Origin of the sequence: Paenibacillus sp. Root52 (genome assembly GCF_001426865.1) — a bacterium.
Classification (GTDB): Bacteria; Bacillota; Bacilli; order Paenibacillales; family Paenibacillaceae; genus Paenibacillus.
Window position 1 is genome coordinate 1 of sequence record NZ_LMFO01000010.1, and the last position, 15,781, is coordinate 15,781.

Annotated in this window: 17 protein-coding genes and 1 pseudogene; 5 read left to right on the forward strand and 13 right to left on the reverse strand. The window is 45.5% G+C overall.

Features of this window, described 5'->3' with window-relative positions; genetic code table 11:
- The first annotated feature begins 255 nt into the window (after nucleotides 1–255).
- On the forward strand, nucleotides 256–1,467 hold the full coding sequence (locus tag ASD24_RS10705; RefSeq protein WP_056695340.1) for an asparaginase: 1,212 nt from the start codon (nucleotides 256–258) through the stop codon (nucleotides 1,465–1,467).
- A 78-nt stretch (nucleotides 1,468–1,545) separates the two neighbouring features.
- On the opposite strand, the gene ASD24_RS10710 is transcribed toward ASD24_RS10705, so the two are convergent.
- A complete protein-coding gene (locus ASD24_RS10710) occupies nucleotides 1,546–2,178 on the reverse strand; it encodes an O-methyltransferase (protein ID WP_056695481.1) in 633 nt (210 codons plus the stop codon).
- A gap of 298 nt (nucleotides 2,179–2,476) precedes the next feature.
- Between ASD24_RS10710 and ASD24_RS10715 the strand changes: the two genes are divergently transcribed.
- From ASD24_RS10715 to ASD24_RS10725, 3 genes are all read left to right on the forward strand, one after another.
- Nucleotides 2,477–3,628 carry a THUMP domain-containing class I SAM-dependent RNA methyltransferase gene (locus tag ASD24_RS10715; RefSeq protein ID WP_056695343.1) on the forward strand — a complete coding sequence of 384 codons (1,152 nt, stop codon included), beginning with the start codon at nucleotides 2,477–2,479 and terminating at the stop codon, nucleotides 3,626–3,628.
- Nucleotides 3,629–3,846: 218 nt separating this feature from the next.
- Complete coding sequence (locus tag ASD24_RS10720; protein ID WP_056695345.1) at nucleotides 3,847–5,826, forward strand: LTA synthase family protein; 1,980 nt, start codon at nucleotides 3,847–3,849, stop codon at nucleotides 5,824–5,826.
- Between the two features lie 159 nt (nucleotides 5,827–5,985).
- The gene (locus ASD24_RS10725; RefSeq protein WP_056695347.1) at nucleotides 5,986–6,717 is read left to right on the forward strand and encodes a DsbA family oxidoreductase; all 732 of its coding nucleotides are present in this window, start codon (nucleotides 5,986–5,988) and stop codon (nucleotides 6,715–6,717) included.
- A 246-nt stretch (nucleotides 6,718–6,963) separates the two neighbouring features.
- Here ASD24_RS10725 and ASD24_RS10730 read toward each other — a convergent pair whose 3' ends face one another.
- Both ASD24_RS10730 and ASD24_RS10735 read right to left on the reverse strand, forming a co-directional pair.
- The gene (locus ASD24_RS10730; RefSeq protein ID WP_056695349.1) at nucleotides 6,964–7,794 is read right to left on the reverse strand and encodes an aldo/keto reductase; all 831 of its coding nucleotides are present in this window, start codon (nucleotides 7,792–7,794) and stop codon (nucleotides 6,964–6,966) included.
- Nucleotides 7,795–7,934: 140 nt separating this feature from the next.
- Nucleotides 7,935–8,216 (reverse strand): hypothetical protein, encoded by a 282-nt coding sequence (locus tag ASD24_RS10735; RefSeq protein ID WP_056695352.1) that lies wholly within the window; start codon nucleotides 8,214–8,216, stop codon nucleotides 7,935–7,937.
- A 211-nt stretch (nucleotides 8,217–8,427) separates the two neighbouring features.
- On the opposite strand from ASD24_RS10735, the gene ASD24_RS10740 reads away from it, so the two are divergent.
- Nucleotides 8,428–8,835 carry a hypothetical protein gene (locus ASD24_RS10740; RefSeq protein WP_056695353.1) on the forward strand — a complete coding sequence of 136 codons (408 nt, stop codon included), beginning with the start codon at nucleotides 8,428–8,430 and terminating at the stop codon, nucleotides 8,833–8,835.
- 65 nt (nucleotides 8,836–8,900) lie between these two features.
- Here the strand turns inward: ASD24_RS10740 and ASD24_RS10745 are convergent, their stop codons facing one another.
- From ASD24_RS10745 to ASD24_RS10790, 10 genes and pseudogenes are all read right to left on the reverse strand, one after another.
- Nucleotides 8,901–9,122, reverse strand: a complete 222-nt coding sequence (locus ASD24_RS10745; protein WP_056695355.1) for a DUF1450 domain-containing protein — start codon at nucleotides 9,120–9,122, stop codon at nucleotides 8,901–8,903.
- 21 nt (nucleotides 9,123–9,143) lie between these two features.
- Nucleotides 9,144–9,446: a hypothetical protein gene (locus ASD24_RS10750; protein ID WP_056695357.1), complete on the reverse strand. Its 303-nt coding sequence runs from the start codon at nucleotides 9,444–9,446 to the stop codon at nucleotides 9,144–9,146.
- 142 nt (nucleotides 9,447–9,588) lie between these two features.
- Complete coding sequence (locus tag ASD24_RS10755) at nucleotides 9,589–9,846, reverse strand: hypothetical protein (protein WP_056695359.1); 258 nt, start codon at nucleotides 9,844–9,846, stop codon at nucleotides 9,589–9,591.
- Between the two features lie 205 nt (nucleotides 9,847–10,051).
- Nucleotides 10,052–11,269 (reverse strand): M14 family metallopeptidase, encoded by a 1,218-nt coding sequence (locus tag ASD24_RS10760; protein ID WP_056695361.1) that lies wholly within the window; start codon nucleotides 11,267–11,269, stop codon nucleotides 10,052–10,054.
- A gap of 234 nt (nucleotides 11,270–11,503) precedes the next feature.
- Nucleotides 11,504–12,313: a glutamate racemase gene (racE, locus tag ASD24_RS10765; RefSeq protein WP_056695483.1), complete on the reverse strand. Its 810-nt coding sequence runs from the start codon at nucleotides 12,311–12,313 to the stop codon at nucleotides 11,504–11,506.
- Between the two features lie 235 nt (nucleotides 12,314–12,548).
- Complete coding sequence (locus tag ASD24_RS10770) at nucleotides 12,549–12,944, reverse strand: YtxH domain-containing protein (RefSeq protein WP_082560371.1); 396 nt, start codon at nucleotides 12,942–12,944, stop codon at nucleotides 12,549–12,551.
- A 131-nt stretch (nucleotides 12,945–13,075) separates the two neighbouring features.
- On the reverse strand, nucleotides 13,076–14,080 hold the full coding sequence (locus tag ASD24_RS10775) for a DUF4261 domain-containing protein (protein ID WP_056695363.1): 1,005 nt from the start codon (nucleotides 14,078–14,080) through the stop codon (nucleotides 13,076–13,078).
- Between the two features lie 18 nt (nucleotides 14,081–14,098).
- A complete protein-coding gene (locus ASD24_RS10780) occupies nucleotides 14,099–14,554 on the reverse strand; it encodes a DUF86 domain-containing protein (protein WP_056695365.1) in 456 nt (151 codons plus the stop codon).
- A gap of 176 nt (nucleotides 14,555–14,730) precedes the next feature.
- Nucleotides 14,731–15,018, reverse strand: coding sequence for a Dabb family protein (locus tag ASD24_RS10785; protein ID WP_056695367.1), 288 nt, complete (start codon nucleotides 15,016–15,018; stop codon nucleotides 14,731–14,733).
- 266 nt (nucleotides 15,019–15,284) lie between these two features.
- Nucleotides 15,285–15,680, reverse strand: a pseudogene (locus ASD24_RS10790) (phage holin family protein); the annotation flags it as partial.
- Nucleotides 15,681–15,781: the final 101 nt, after the last annotated feature.

Genomic DNA, 15,781 nt, shown 5'->3' on the forward strand with positions numbered 1-15,781 from the left:
AATAACACATAAATATCATATTAAATATATAAATCTATTTATTATCATTTATGGTCTAGGAATTCATAGACTTCTAATTACACTATTTTTCATAATAAATACCTATATTTCTCTCAAAATCTACGAATGTAAACGTTATCTCTATTAAAAACTAAGTTTGTTATATTATCTAACATAAAATAAAATCATCTCAATCAACATACATAAAAACAAAAGATTACCTTACACAAAACTCACTTAAAGGAGCGTGTCAGCATGAAAAAAACATCTCACCTTCGCCCTTGGGCCGTTTGGAGCACTGCCGCACTAACTGCACTGACCCTTACCCTGTCCCCTATGGGAACTTCTGCTGTTCAGGCCGCTACGGTAGAGGTAAACGGCACAACAAGCACAGTTCAGAGCGCCCCAGCCACGCCAGCACGCAACACCACCATCCCAGCTGTGTCGGAATCCTCCAAACAATCCCCACTCCCTAATGTACTTGTGATTGGTACAGGCGGAACAATTGCCGGACAATCAGAGGACGCAACCAGCTTCCAAAATTACAAGGCTGGCACACTGCTCATCGCAGACATGGTCAAAGATTTGCCGGATAAGCAGAAGATCGCAGATGTGAACACACTGCAGTTCGGCAATTCCGGTTCAGGCTCCTATACAATGGCCGATCTGTACGACTTGTCTCAAACGGTAGATAAAGCACTGGCTCAATATGATAGCGTGGTGGTGACTACGGGCACGGATACGATGGAGGAAATAGCCTACTTCCTCGATATGACGGTTCAAAGTGATAAACCCGTTGTCATCACAGGCTCTATGCGACCATGGACGGTAATCGGCTCTGATGCTCAAGCGAACCTTTACAATGCCATCAAACTGGCCGGCAGCGGCCGAACCCAGTCGTTCGGCACTGTGTTAATGCTGAATGATACCATTCAGCTCGCCCGCGGTGTAACGAAGTCCAATGACTACCGAACAGACACCTTTGAAACGCCAATGCTAGGTGCTGTTGGTTATATTGACGAAGAGAACATCCGAATTTACCGTGCTCCTGCTCGCGCGATGAAACCGGAAGGCACTGCAAAACCTGCATTTGATCTTAGTAAAATCAACAAGGCCGATCTCGCCAAAGTGGAGATTGTGATCTCCTATCAGGAAGCAGGCGGCGGAGCTATAGAAGGTTTCGTGAAAAACGGCGTAAAGGGCATTGTCACCTCCGGTACAGGGGCGGGCGGCATCTCCAGAGCGATGGGGCAAGCTCGAACAAAAGCGATCGAAGAAGGGGTTATTTTTGTAACGACGACACGCACAGGTTCAGGTAGCGTCTATGGCGGCAGTAATGGCATTATTGCTGGGGATAATCTCAGTCCACAACAAGCACGAATTCTTTTGATGCTTGGACTATCCTTCAGTGATGATTTTGAAAAGATCAAAACATGGTTTGAAACATACGGCACACCAGAGGTATAAGTCAGTAAAGAAATTGCAGATGTACGTGAAAAAGGCCGAAGCTGGGGTTCATCCTGCTTCGACCTTTTTTTCCTGCGCTTATTTCACCCAAGCCAGCGCCAAGCCGTCATAGTCAGGCAGCATGGTTGTGACAAGACGTGGATCACTTGCCATCTGCTCGTTGAAACGACGCACAGCAAGCACAGCCGGGCCTTGCTTGTCCGGATTAAGCGTACGACCGCGCAGGAAACAGTTATCCCCTACAATGACTGCACCTGGACGCGCTAAACGAATCGCATAATCGAGATAAACCGGATAATTTTCCTTATCTGCGTCAATAAAGAAGAAGTCGAAGGTACGCCCTTCCTGTACCAATTGCTCCAGACTGTCTGCCGCAGGTCCGATCCGGTACTGCACTTGGCTGCTAAATCCACCTTCCTCCAGATGCCCGCGAGCCATCGCTGCATACTCTTCTTTCAGTTCAAGCGAAGTCAAGCTTCCCCCTTCGCTTAAACCACGAGCCAGGCAGATGCCGCTGTACCCGCCCAACACACCAATTTCGAGCACAGCTTCCGCTTTCGAGGTTTTCGCCAGAAAGGTCAGCAGGCGTCCATACGCTGCAGCCACTGAAACCTCCGGCATACCATTCGCACGAATGGCCTCTTTCACTTTTAACAAGAGCTCATCCTCTTGAAATAATTGATTTACATATTCGTCAGGGGTCAGATTCACCACGAAGTTCCTCCTTGCAAACTTGGATTCCTTTCCATATAGATGCCCTTGGACAGCTTTCCGTATAAATGCCCTTGGATAGCTTTCCATATGGATGCCAATGTTTTATAATGAATGTTTGTTATTCAACACAGTGCAACGCACGCACTACACACGAATGACCTGCATTGAAGTCTATGCGGGTAAGCCGCATTACTCATTGTAAGTTTTTTCACGGAAAGCGGCAAGGCCGCACCGTTACTATATCGCCGCCAGAGGGAAAGCCCCTGCGGCTCGAAATGGAGTTGAATGAATTCATATGGCTCGATTGCAATTGATTGCAACCTCTGCAATGGGACTTGAGGCCGTTGTTGCCCGGGAACTGAAACAGCTGGGGTATGAGGATGCCAGGGTCGATAATGGCCGAGTATTTTTCACAGGAGATTATATTGATATTTGTCGCTGTAACCTGTGGCTGAGAAGTTCGGATCGCGTGCTGGTTAACATGGGGGAATTCCCCGCAACCACATTTGATGAATTGTTCGAGGGCACCAAAGCATTACCATGGGAAGAATGGATTCCCGCAAATGGTGAATTCCCGGTGGAAGGGCGCTCCCAGAAATCCCAGCTGAGTAGCGTACCTGCATCCCAAGGTATCGTCAAAAAGGCGATTGTTGAGAAATTAAAACTCACTCATCACACGGAATGGTTTCCTGAGGATGGAGCACGCTATGTGATTGAGGTTATTCTGCTTAATGACCGTGCTTTGCTTACGCTCGATACGACAGGGCCAGGTCTACACAAGCGCGGATATCGTAAACTTGTTACGGAAGCACCGCTCAAAGAAACACTGGCAGCTGCTCTGATCCAGCTTAGCCGCTGGAATGTTTCCCGCCCGTTCTACGATCCATGCTGCGGTTCAGGCACTATGCTGATCGAAGCTGCTATGATCGGCTGGAATATCGCACCAGGGCTTCGCCGCACATTTAATTCCGAAAATTGGGATGTGATTCCTGCTGAACTATGGGAACAAGCACGGGAAGAGGCTTTTGACGCTGTTCGTGATGATGTCCCATTACAGATTTCGGGTAGTGATATTGATCCTGAGGCAATTGAAGTTGCACAAGCGGCAATCAAAAGCGCAGGCTTTGCCAAGGATATTGAGGTAAGCGTTCTTCCTGCTCACCGCGCAAAACCACAAGGGGAATATGGCGTAATCATTACCAACCCACCTTACGGTGAACGTTTGAGTGAAGAAAAAGAAGTGCAGAAGTTGCTCCGTTCCCTTGGACGTTCTTATCTGGAGATGCCAACATGGTCGTTTTTTGCAATCACCTCCACCAAAGCATTTGAAGAGTACTTTGGGCACAAAGCGGACAAGCGCCGCAAACTGTTTAATGGACGGATTGAGACCCAATATTATCAGTATTTGGGACCACTCCCTCCACGTAATAAATCTACTCAAGCTTAAACGTAAACGCGATGATCTGAGTGTTCACTCCTTTCAGGAGAGGACGCTCTTTTTTTGTGCGCACTTGTATGCTATCTCTTAGAAATTTCCATACTACACAGCGTAATACTAGAGGTTAAACACCATCTGCTGGTTGAAAAGCAACCAAGCCACGCTATAATGAATGAAGCTCCATTTACATTCCGATAACAAAACTTTTACAAAGGGAGACAACATTCATGGTTTTCACTTCGTCTTCACGTAGCAGCACGCTACGTAGACTTCTACATCATCCTTTAGCGTTGTATCTGTTATTCATTGCGCTCATGCTGCTCAAATTAATGTGGCTACACCACAATTTGCACGCTTACAACATTACGATGGGACTGTTGGACAATATTATCGCCATCGGCTCCCTACTCCTCATCTCCTTTTGGACATGGTGGCTGCCTCGTAAAGGCTATAAGGTTTCGCTAATCGCACTAAACTTAATTCTTACATCACTTATCTACGCAGATATGGTTTATTATCGCTATTTCCAGGATTTCCTTACCATTCCCGTCCTTCTGCAAGCTAAACAGGTCGATGCACTTGGAGATAGTATCGCAACCCTTCTTCAACCTAGTGACCTGCTGTTCTTTGCAGACTGGATTGCATTCGTGATCTATGGTGTTGCACGTATCCTAACGAGACGTTCACGCGCTAACCGCTCGAGTGGGTATGGATACAATGATCTACCTTACGGACACAATCGCAGCAAGACACGTACACGTCGGTTTACGGCCGGCAGCATCGCTTTAGTGTTAGGGCTATCCCTTGCAGTTGGGCCGATTTATTACTACAGCAAAACTTGGGCAAAAGGGCTGTTTGATAACAATTGGTGGAATGTCTCCATGTATAACGTTACTGGGCTGTTGGCTTTCCACGGTTATGATCTGTACAACTACGCCAAGGATCAGATCGGATCTGGATCTGAAGTTGATCCTGCTGATGTGGAACTGGTCAAATCCTTTTTTGCCGAAAGACAGGATCGATCCTCACAGACTGACAGCGCACTGTTCGGTAAATATAAAGACAGTAACGTTATCGTTGTTCAAGGCGAAGCATTTATGAATTTCATGATTGGCCAGAGTATCGGTGGTCAGGAGATTACGCCTCATTTCAACGAATTGATGAAAGAAAGCCAATATCACAGTCATTTCTATCACCAGACCGGGCAGGGCCGGACATCGGATGCTGATTTTGGAGCTAACATTTCGTTACACCCCTTGCCTATCGGCTCAGCATTTGTACGTTACGCAGACCATGCCTATGATTCCTTGCCTTCCATCCTGAAGGACAATGGATACAGCACAAATGTCTTTCATGCATATGAGAGTGGATTCTGGAATCGCTATACGATGTATCAAAATATGAAATACGATAAGTTTTATAGCAAAAATGATTTTGTACAGGATGATCCACTTGGCTGGTCTTTATCCGACTTCTCTTTTTTCAGACAGTCTGTTGAGAAAATGGATAGCGAGGTCTCCGAGCCCTTCTATTCTTTCCTTATAACACTTTCCAGTCATCATCCGTATGCCCTACCTGTTGATAAACAGCAGCTTGATGTGGGGGAATTCCAAGGTACGATGTTTGGTAATTACCTGCAATCGGTTCATTATGTAGATTCAGCGCTGGGTGGTCTGGTCGAGGATTTGAAAAATCGGGGATTGTGGGATAGCACGATATTTATGTTCTATGGCGATCATGATAATTCCATTAAGGAACAGGCGCAATACGAAAAATTTCTGGGTAGATCGTTAAATCAGCTTGATATGGAGCAGATTATGAATGAGGTACCACTACTTGTACATCTACCAGATGGAGGTGAGGCTGGAACCTTCGATGAGCCCGCAGGGCAGCTTGATATCACGCCGTCTGTGCTCCATCTATTGGGCGTTTCCGATCAATCCTACTACCACATGGGCAATGATGTTTACGATGGCTCTAGTCGGACTGTGGTGTTGCGAAATGGTGCGTTTACAGATGGCTCTGTGTTCTATATTCCGTCCGATGATTACATCTATGAGCACGGTTCCTGCTATGACTTATCTTCCCGTGATAAAACGGATATTAACGCCTGCCGGGCAGGATATGATGAAGCTTCGAAACGACTTCGTGTATCCGACACAATCATTACCTATGATTTAATCACGCGCTTGCGTGAGGGGCTATAAGCAAATCGGAAGTGCTGATGCAAGACTATTTATGTCTTCAGCACTTCTTTCTTTTATCCAATGCAAATTGCACCCTTGCGAAAAATATAAAGTCGCTTTATAATTGTAACTACAATAGTTTCATTTACAGTTGATGTACAGAAAACGGAGGTTATTCGAATGAATATTGAGATATGGTCTGATTTTATGTGCCCTTTCTGCTATATTGGTAAACGTCGTTTAGAGAATGTATTGGAGCAATTCCCTCACCGGAATGACGTGAAATTTGAGTTCAAGAGCTTCGAACTTGACCCTAATGCTGAAGTACACACAGGCAAAACCAACACAGATTACTTAGTTTCTAAGTACAATATTAGTAAAGAACAAGCACAAGGCATGAATGCACAGATGAATGCCAATGCTCGGACAGCAGGTCTGGAGTACAATATTGATGCAATGGTACCCACCAACTCTTTCGCTGCTCATCGCTTGACACATTGGGCGAAGTCTCAAGACAAAGCGCTTGAGCTAAGTGAGCGGTTATTCCAAGCTGTGTTCATCGAGGGCAAGCATGTCGGAGATCATGAGGTATTACTCCAACTGGCTGAAGAAGTGGGATTAGATCGTAGCGCAGCGGCTGTCATCTTGGAAAGCAATCAATTTGCTGAACAAGTTCGCGCAGATCAAGCTGAAGGCGAGCAGCTCGGCATTCGCGGCGTACCATTCTTCGTACTGGATCGTAAATTCGCTATATCCGGTGCGCAGCCTGATGAGGTGTTCCTTGATGCCATCCAGAAAGCATGGGACGAGCGTTCCCCGTTCACGATGGTTGAGTCAAGTGCAGCAGACAATGAAGGTAGCGGAGTGTGTACAGAAGAAGGCTGTGAAGTTCCAAAGCGCGATTCAAAATAATAAACAAACACAAAAGCAGCAGGAGCAAGGGAACCCTCCCCGATCCTGCTGCTTTTTATATATAACATACACACAGCTCATTGTAATAAGTTTTTTTATTTAGTAAACAGTTAGAGCAAAGGAAACGGAATCGATTCTGAACCTATAATCAGGAAACTTAGGAGACAACAGCGATCGGAAGAACGATCCGTTCCATATCCTCACTAACTAATGATTAAACACTCGTATTACAACTGAGCCTACTCCTTAATCCCAGAAAAGTTGATCCGGATGTGGACCTGTCCGTTTGTCCGCATCCATAGCATCAATCTGTCTAAGTTCATCCGGTGTTAATTCAAAGTCAAAGATATCCGCATTTTCACGGATACGCTCTGGTGTTACGGACTTCGGAATGGTCACAATCTGATTCTGAATGTCCCAACGCAAAATCACTTGTGCAGGTGTTTTGCCATACTTTTGGGCAATTGCTTTTAACGTAGATTCATTATTAAGCTTGCCTTTCATAATCGGGCTCCACGCCTCAAGCTGAATGCCTTGCTCCCCACAGAAGTCCTGTAATTCCTGCTGGATCAAGCCCGGATGTAATTCCACCTGATTCACAGCAGGTACTGTGCCGCCTTCATCTATAATATCGCGCAAATGATGTACCTGAAAATTACTTACACCAATGGCACGTACACTTCCCTCACTATATAACCGTTCAAACGCTCTCCACGTTTCCTTATATTGATCTCGTCCAGGCCAATGGATTAAGTATAGGTCAATGACATTAAGCCCTAAAGCCTTCTGGCTCGCTTCAAATGCGCGAAGGGTGGAGTCAAAACCTTGATCCTCATTCCAAAGTTTTGTTGTGACAAACAATTCATTCCGAGCAATACCACTGCTGGCAATGGCTTGTCCTACTTCCTCTTCATTTCCGTAGATGGAAGCAGTGTCTATACTCCGGTATCCTACCTCCAAAGCCGTTTCAACGGCCTGGTGCACTTCTTTTCCCTTCGCTTTATATGTTCCGAATCCCAGCCATGGCATGGTTACTCCGTTGTTCAGTATCGTGCAGTCTGTAATATGTTTTGTCATCGTCTACCTCCCGTTTGGAATTTGCCTGCTCATGACTTATTAACCTTCTGACAAAATTTCAAGCGGAATCATCGGAGATCCCATGCAAAAAAACTCGCAAAGAAGTTACCTCTGCGAGTTTCGTTTGGTGACAGGAACGTTTAGAAATCCTTTGGTTGCTTTTGATTCCGGATCGAGTTCAATCTTCTCTTCTCCTCGGCGAACATTTCCTCCGCCAACTCTACGCCTTGACCACCAAGTGAACGCTCCGCTTGCCGCATCGCCTGTTCGGTGTGAGCCAAACGACGACTTGCCTGCTCAATGGTTTGTTCTGTTGGATGAGACATCGCTTGAGAAACAGCATAGTGAAGTTTGTTCACCGCATTCTGTGCCTGAGATACGGTTGTACCCGCCTGCAAACTGGAATCATAACGCTTCGGCATAGTTATTCCTCCTTGGGATCATGTTCCTGTTACCTCTATAGGATGGTTAACCCAAAGCTCCCTTATTCTCTTTTTCTCAGACACATTACAAAAAGGGATACCTTTTTCTTTTACCTTAAGACAAACAACCTTTTCGAACGTAAAATGTCGTAACTTTATACTTATCCATTTCGTTAATTAGAGTAAGTTGTTTTAAAAGGAGGAATCATTTTTGCGTAAATGGCTTATGTTGCTCATCTTCGTATGTCTTGGGGGTCTAATCACCGCCTGCAATCGGGCAGGGTATGAGATTACCGGATATACCGCTTCATCGATAAATACCCAGTTTCCGGTTCCAACCAATGCCAAGCAAATTAACTTAACAACGAATTCGGGGAATCCCAATATTAAGGTAGCTGTTACCTATGAATTGAAAAATATAGGCGGAGAACTGGGTCTCTATCCTCCATCTGATTATTTTCAAAAACTAGCCGAAGAAGGCTGGATAGAAATCGAGAACGAACGTTTAGGTCATGTGCACTTTTTGCAAAAAGAAGACCGTATCATCGCCCTTGAAATCCGTGAGGATACCTTCCAAATACACGAAATGAAGCCGGATTTCAAATTCAAACAAAAATAAGAGAGGCCATAGGCCTCTCTCTGCTGGATAACAAGCATATTATGCTCGTATCATCTATGAAACGTTTATTTGACGAATTTCGCTACTTTTGCCAGCACTTCTTCTTCCGAAGGAGCACTAATGTACCGACCGTTAATAAAAACGAAGGCACGTTTCGCACAAGGACCACAATAGGATTTACATCCAATCTTGATCTCTGTGTCTGGAGCCATTTTCTCCAGCTTAGGCACGATTGACTTCAACCGAATGTGATTACATTTTTCGCATACGCGGATATCGTTAGCCATGATTTCCCCTTCTTCAAGCTCCTAGTGATCGCCGTGATTGCCTTTGGAGGGATTCGTAATAACGAAGCCTTCTTGAGGAAGATACAGATAATCAATTTTCACGCCATCCAGCAATGGTTGATCATTCTCAATAATGACATCGATGTCTTTATCCGTAGATACTACCGTGTCATTCTCTTTTGGTGTATCCAGATCAAGTCCGTAGTGAGCATGATCCCCGTGTGCATGTGTAATAACAACACGCAATTTTTTACCTTCGTTCTCAGGCTTGTCCAATTCAAGTTTTAATACTTTAGCCGCATTGCGAGTGATTTTGCAGTTCATGTGCTTCATCTCCTATATCGTAATTGCTGGTTACAACAATTTCAGCATTCTTAAACTCCAGCATCTATTGTAAAGAAAGTTTTGGCTCTTCGCAATAACAATGATTCTAGACAGGTGTTAGAATGATGCATTTTGCATATATTTATGATGCTGTACCGGAAGGAAGGACTGGATATTTACGCTCAGCACGGCTTACAAACCAGTTCATCAAAATAAGTGTGACCCCAATATCATCAATTGGCATGAACGGCATCACATCAGGTAGAACCCAGTATAACAATGCCGGGATAATAAATAACAATTTTTCGCGTAATGGGATCTCCGTTGCCCGCAATAGACGCGGGAGCCTTCTGAACACTTCCGACCACCGTTTAAATGACAACAATCTTCTCCACTTCATATGATTCCTCCTCATGCTGACTATCTATAGTAAGTGAATGACTTACACATTGGCTATTCCTCCGATCCGAAGCAGCTGACCGAAGGAACAACGAATGCCCAAAAGCGGACTTTTTTTTAGAAAACCTCTATTGCACACAGGGCATATAACGACACCTGTGTCTGTTATACGAACAATACATTCTTATCGTTTCATTCTCTACCGTTTAATCACTAGATTCATAGGATAATAGCTCTGCCAACAACATGCCTACCTCCACACAGATATCATCGAACTGATCTATGGGTAATGGGTTAATCCCGAGACCGACTTCTACGGTAAAACCAGGCTTGCGATACTCCTGGATGAACCAGTCCTTATACCCTGCATCACTGCCGCCTAATTTTACAGCTTTGTATCCGGATACCTTCGCTAATCTTCGGGATAACGGCGCACTTTCTCTAGGCTCCAAATCCCTGTAATTCCAGTAGATCTCTTGCCCTTGACTATGCAAGGATACGACCACATCGAACTCATGCTGCTGCGTCCACTCGGCTAGAGCCAGCGCCTCCGGCTCAGATAACGGAGCTGTTCCCGCATAATCACGAGGACCAGGTGACGTCATGCCCCTTCTAGCCGCCTCTTCCTCCCAGTGAGCTGGAAATTGATCATTCAGATCCACTCCCCTTATGTTTGCTTTCCAATGAGTAAAGTGAGTCCGCCCTGTATTCCAAGCCAGCAGTTGTTCAGCATGTGGATGCTGATTCACAATACCTTCCTGCACCAACTCGACTCCATCCGGATTAACCATCGGAACTACCCATAGTGTCGTTTCCTTCATCCAGCGCTGAGGATCAAACCGATACCACGGTTCATGGGTACTATAGGCTCTAGCATACTGTTCAATAAACCTCATCACAACGGCTGTGGTTAGCCATTCATTAGCATGGACGGAAGCATTGACATGGATATGTCTCGAACCTTGACCAATCCGTAAATAGTGTAAAGGTTTACCCATCACACTTGTGCCGATCGAACCTGTCTCCACAAAGGGAAAATGGCTGCTCAGTAATGCAATATCCCGATGTAATTCACGGAAGCCATACTCTCCCTTTAACCTGACTATAGCTTTTCCTCCGGATTCAGGAATATGAATGCACCGACCACACCAGTCGCTCACATTGGTGATTTCAGGATTGCCTTTCCGTAATTCATCTTCGCTCAGACCAAAACGAGCAGCTATTGTACCGACATGCTCACCTGGCTGAACAGCATATCTCCGCCCTGTTCCAGGTAAGATCCGCAACATCTGTCCTGCCAGCAAATAAGGTTGGGATGTCGCTTCTGGATTTAGCGCAACGAGCAGTTCGCTCGTCATGTGATACGCTGACGCAATACGAGCCACCGTGTCACCTGGCTGAACAATGATCCACTGTAATTCCATGTGCAATCTCCTTTCTCTGAGCGAGATATACTCTTATACGATCTAATCTTACTACTGTCTGTTCTCCTCTATATCCTGATCATGTTATATATGTATGCTCACCCGCTCGTCCGTCATGTGACATGTTTCGCAGACTTCTTCCCTCACTATAGATAACAAAAATCCCAGAGCCTTCGGCTTCTGGGATGAAGAAAAACAATATTGGATCATATGAATACGAATGAAACGAAATGATTAGGACAATTGCGTGACCTGCCATACAACAGGCGTTTTTGAGATTTGCTCACCGAGCCACTGCCTTGTAATATTTTGGAACATACGAGGATCCCCTGTACAGAAAAATTGATGCACTGGCGTATCGTTTCCACTGGCCAATTTTCGTTTATCATACAAAATCGTACTGATTTCTCTCGCTGTCTCATCTGCTGAACTAATGAGTTTCACTTCCTGCCCCATCACTTCCTGAATCGTTTCCATCAAGAATGGATAATGGGTACAACCTAGAATCAGACAATCAATCGGCTGTTGCTTAATCTGGCTTAAGGACTGCTCTACCGTCATCGTTGTTTGTTCGGATCGGAATTCACCTTGCTCGACTAACGGCACAAGTGCCGGGCAAGCCTGGCTGACTACATCAATATAGGGTGACAATTGTTTGAGTGCGGAGGTGTATGCGCCGCTGCCGATCGTTCCCACGGTGCCAATGACACCGATGCGTCCTGTACGTGTAGCTGTAATAGCGGCACGCGCTCCTGGATGAATTACGCCGATCACTGGAACATTCACCTTAGCCCGAATATAGTCGAGCGCCGCTGCTGTAGCCGTGTTACAGGCGATAACGATGACCTTGGGATCAAATTGGATCAAGAAATCTACGATTTGTTCCGTGAATTGTTTAACTTGTTCGGACGAACGGGGTCCGTACGGTGTCCGGGCAGTATCTCCAAAATAAATGACCTTTTCCCGTGGGAGCTGGCGCATCACTTCCTTTGCGACCGTCAATCCCCCTACACCCGAGTCTAATATAGCGATTGCTTGCTGCACGAACACACCGCTTCCTTCTTCATTGAATTGGTTCTCATATCTAGTATAAAGCTCAAATTGTTTTCTTCCTACCGTATGACATTTCAGGCAAAAAGGTACCACCATCTTACCCGATTTTATCATAGGGTTCAATTAAAAATACCCACAGTGCACCTCTCTCGCGATTAGCGCACACAACAAAGCAGGCTCTCCTCCAACTTCATGAGGAAAGCCTGCTGCTTATGTCAAGCGTGGCTTAGTTATCGTCTTTTGAATCATCGGAAGGCAATTTAGCTGCGACGACACTGTCCGATTCATTTGCCAAGATGTCGTTGTCAGACTGAACTGGAGCATTCGAATCTGTAATTACTGCGGAGACCCGCAGTTCTTTACCTTCGGCACAATTGCGCCATGATTGAATGTCCTGGATAACAACGTCAGCCGTTTCTTTCACTTTGGACACGATCTGATTGCCCTGTTCGCCAACCTTAACAGCCAACTCTTGACCTTTCTCCGTCACATGACGCGCACCTTCGGAAATATCCTGACGAAGCTCACGTCCTGACTTTGGTGCCAGCAATAACGCGGTTACCGAACCAACAACTGATCCGATTAATGCGCCCCACAATAAACTTTTGTTTGATTCCTTCACGCAACATCTCTCCTCTTCTTCGAGTTAAGTACCGGATTACAAGCACTGGTGTTGTGACTTACTAACCCGGGCGAATGCCTACTCTGTTGATGCAGTATAGTCAGTAAGGGCTTGACCTGACACTCCAAATATCAAAAAACTTTCATGGTCATACTCTCACCGTTACGTTTACGGTTATGCTGAGCTGGTTCCAACGAAGAATCTTCATTTGTATTCCCAGGATCAAGATCAATAACATAACGTCCCGGGGCAATCAGTGCGGCTTGGTGTTCACACCGCCAGCGTCGCCCGCCCGAGGAACCCAGCGTTTGTCCATCCTGTAGCACATCACCTTGATCGAATATGTAGTATGCTGCTCCAAGCAAGGTTTGAGCCACTGTATCTGGATCAAGACCAGTGAAGTGACACTGAACATCAGGAACCCCGAGCGCGGACAGTCCAACCGTATCCATCACAAGTTCGCGTTGCTCTTCTGTTCCACCAGCCTGATACATTCTGACGTTCATCGCTGCATAGAGATGCTCTTCTCGTTCCTGTGATTGCTTATACGCTGCTGGTTCAACAAGTTTATCACTGCCGTACCAATACATTGCCTCACACGGCAAGATTTCAAGCACAGCCTGCAACGTCTTCTGGAACAGCCCTAAACGCTGCTTGCGCGGCATCGCTGCAGTAAACATATCGTGAATCCGAATCGAATACGTAGCTCCCCGGACTGCCTGTTCTGCCTCTGTCCAATGCCAAGCTTGCTGAAGCGCACCTGCAAAGCGTGAGATATCCTTCATCTCAGTCGCAGCAAGCATACAGGTTTGTGCTGGGATATCCCCTTCCTGGAATGAAACCTTGTGATCCAGATGGTAGAAAACCAACATCTCTGCGTTCGCCTCTGGTGCAGTATGTGTCTCATCCTGCGAATTCGTTTCTTGCGGTTGTTGGTCACTGTTCGTGACTGCAGTTTGTTGCTTCACAGTAAGTCGAACTTGTCCCGTATAACGACTTAGTGCTTCCTGTAAACGAACGTGATTGATTTCAGGGCACTTGTCAAACAACAGCTCAACCATGTAAACCGGATGAAATCCGGATGGCGCATCCTGCTTGTCGTTTCCTTTTAATTCTTCATTCTGTATATCTGTCATGCTGCTTCCCCTCATTCCTTACTCTGTCCCTCGATCTCCCTGATTCGTAAAAGGATCGAGTTCTCGATCTACATAAGCGCTCACTTGGTCTGCAAAGCGTTCAAGTATTTCGGGTAGGTCTGAACTCAGTGGATGCAGTTCTCCTCGATTCCAACTGAAATAATCTTGTACGAGTGGCTTCCGCAAAGTAACAAGCTGACGCAGCACTTCGTATATCGAAGCGTCAAATACCTTCTCTTCATGATTAATCTCGATAATATCGTCATAGCTGCTTGCATCCCTCATAATAAAACCATCGATGAGATAGCTTCCGACGTCCGTGACGATCTCAATCGCCAGATGCAGACATCGCTCCTGCACCAGCCCCATCATAAGACCGCCATCCCAGGCTTGTGTTGAAAGGCGTAGCCCCTCGGCTACCTCCGGTACCGCAGCAAGCCTATGGGCAATCTGCTCTTTATTTACGTAGTACAATACATTTCACTTCCTGTTCAGTGAATTATCGGTTCCGTTTGCCTCTTCGTTTCAACCAAAATATCATCACAGGACAAGCGATCAGGAACACGATAAAAATATATAAAAATTCCATAACGTCTCTTAAATCGCTCATACCCGCTCTCCTTTAGTCGCTTCTTAATGAGATACGCAAATTAGAATTCGTAGTCAACGGCGATCGATTGTTCTCTAACTTCGTTCATATACTTAATTACTTCTTGATGAAGCGGATGTACCTGATAAGCTTGCAGATCATCAAGAGATGCAAACTCGGCTGTCAGAGAAATGTCAAAGGATCTGTCTGAGCGAAGCACGTCTATACCTACATCCAGCGATACAAGAACATCAATTTTACCTTGCAAGTTGCGAAGCACATTGGCAGCTTCTTCAATGCGTTCTGGTGAACGATCTTTCATTTTGAACAGGACAATATGTTTAATCATCGAACAAACACCTCGTTTGTGAATTAATAGTGGAATGAATGTTTTTTCATGTATTCAAAATATATCATAACGTTATCTATTACGAAAGGATACTTGAAAACGTTCTCTAGACGAACAAGCAAAATAAAGAAATACACCATCCAAAAAGGCTACTTTGTGGGTTGTTCTTCTTTAGGCTCATCGGCGCTGTCCACAGATTTATCCTGCTTCTCTTGTTCGGATTTGGGCTTCTGATGTTCTGTAATCGTCGGCTTCGCCCACTCCTTATCGGACAACTCTTCCTGTTTCTTAAGTACAGCAATGGCCTGCCTAAGCTTGTTCGGCAATGGAAGACCGATCTTGGCATAGTTTTCAGTAATCGATATCAATTCATTCACCAGATAAAAATATATCGCCCCGCCTTTGATAATATCCGTTCCCATCAATAAATCGATCCGATGTGCCAGCAGAATAACGGTCAGCATCAAGCCCTTGCGCGCAAGCCCCCAGAATCCAATATTGCTGTTTAACCCTGTTCCTGTCCTCACGGCGGCTGCAAGACCCGTTATATAATCGACAGCCATCGCAATGGCAAGCAGACTAAGCAACTGATCCCACCCTCCAAAAGCAAACGTCACGAACGCCCCTGAAATTGCAGCAAGTGTATTTACGGCTGGATACACGTTTCCCACCTCTCTCCCCTTTAGTCATCCTACAAGATATGTAAGAATAAGAGATTTTGACAAGCCAACCACCTAGTTAAACTTGCGGATTTCACATTTCA